1 protein-coding gene is annotated in these 1,260 nt (G+C 73.2%); it reads left to right on the top strand.

The genetic code is table 11. The features are described from left to right. The first annotated feature begins 249 nt into the window (after positions 1 to 249). A complete protein-coding gene (locus tag ACFCY7_RS40495) occupies positions 250 to 1,101 on the top strand; it encodes an alpha/beta fold hydrolase (RefSeq protein ID WP_376491086.1) in 852 nt (283 codons plus the stop codon). The last annotated feature ends 159 nt before the right edge of the window (positions 1,102 to 1,260 follow it).

The raw sequence follows: 1,260 nt of genomic DNA, 5'->3' as shown, positions 1-1,260 counted from the left end.
CCCGGCGCCCTTGGGCGCCGGGGCCTGTCCTCCCCTGTGCTGACCTGGAGCCCCGAGCTCTCAAGGTCATCCCCTTCGGACCGTTTTTCCCCGAGCGGTCCGCCTCCCGTTCAAGATCTCCCCTCGGCGGCGGGAGTCAATCCTTGAGTCCTGTCACTCGAACGAGGGGTGTTGAGTGGCGGGAGCGCATTTTCGAATGCGAGTTCGATAGTCTGGCTGGGTTCGACGGAAAGAGGGGGTGCCAGGGACATGGCGCGACGACTCGACGTCACCGGGGCCGACGGCGTACGGCTGGCGGCCTGGGACTTCACGGACGGGACCGCCCGGCGGACGGGCCCCGGCGTCTTACTCCTCCACGGCCTCATGGGGCACGCCGCCCACTGGGCCCCCGCCGTCGCCCGCCTCTCCGGCCGCACCCGCACGGTCGCCCTCGACCAGCGCGGCCACGGCCACAGCGAGCGGCCGCCCGGCGGCGTCTTCACCCGCGAGGCGTACGTCGCCGACGCGGCCGCCGCCGTGGAACAGCTCGGCCTCGGCCCCGTCACCCTCATCGGCCACTCGATGGGCGCCCTCACCGCCTGGCAACTCGCCGCCGAACGCCCCGACCTGGTCCGCGCCCTCGTCATCTGCGACATGCGCGCCTCGGCGCTCGGAGCCGCCTCCCAGCGCGAGTGGCACGACTGGTTCCGCCGCTGGCCCACCCCCTTCCCGACACTCGACGCCGTCCGCCGCTGGTTCGGCGAGGACGACCCCTGGGTCGAGCGCCCCAACCCCGCCCGCGGCGCCTTCTTCGCCGAGGTGATGGCCCAGCACCCCGACGGCTGGCGCCCCGTCTTCGACCCCGCCCACATGCTCACCTCCCGCGAGACCTGGGTCCACGACGCCCACTGGGACTCCCTCGCCGAAGTCCGCTGCCCCACGCTCGTCGTCCGCGGCCTCGACGGTGAGCTCGGCCGCGCCGAAGCCCAGGAGATGGTCCGCGTCCTCCCCCACGGCTCCTACGCCGAAATCCCCGACGCCGGCCACCTCCTCCACTACTCCCACCCCACCGCCTGGCACACCGCCATCTCCCCCTTCCTCACCGGCCTCCTCACCCCCTGACCCCCACCCGCCGTGGCCATTCACTCCGCCGGGCCGAGCCCACCCCGCCACACCCGTTGTGGGCACTCGTTCCTCCCCCAGACTTCGTCCGGGGGGACCCCCAGGGCGGAACGGGTGGACACAACGGACGACGCCCCGCCCGTTGTGGGCAATCGTCCG

It is taken from the genome of Streptomyces sp. NPDC056361 (genome assembly GCF_042262805.1).
In the GTDB taxonomy this organism is placed as follows: domain Bacteria; phylum Actinomycetota; class Actinomycetes; order Streptomycetales; family Streptomycetaceae; genus Streptomyces.
Note: the sequence above shows the minus strand (reverse complement) of the source record. Positions and strands in the feature narration are given on the sequence as shown.

What these genes read in the sequence shown, in the direction of transcription:
- ACFCY7_RS40495 (WP_376491086.1), top strand. Translation starts at nt 250, where the DNA reads ATGGCGCGACGACTCGACGTCACCGGGGCCGACGGCGTACGGCTGGCG.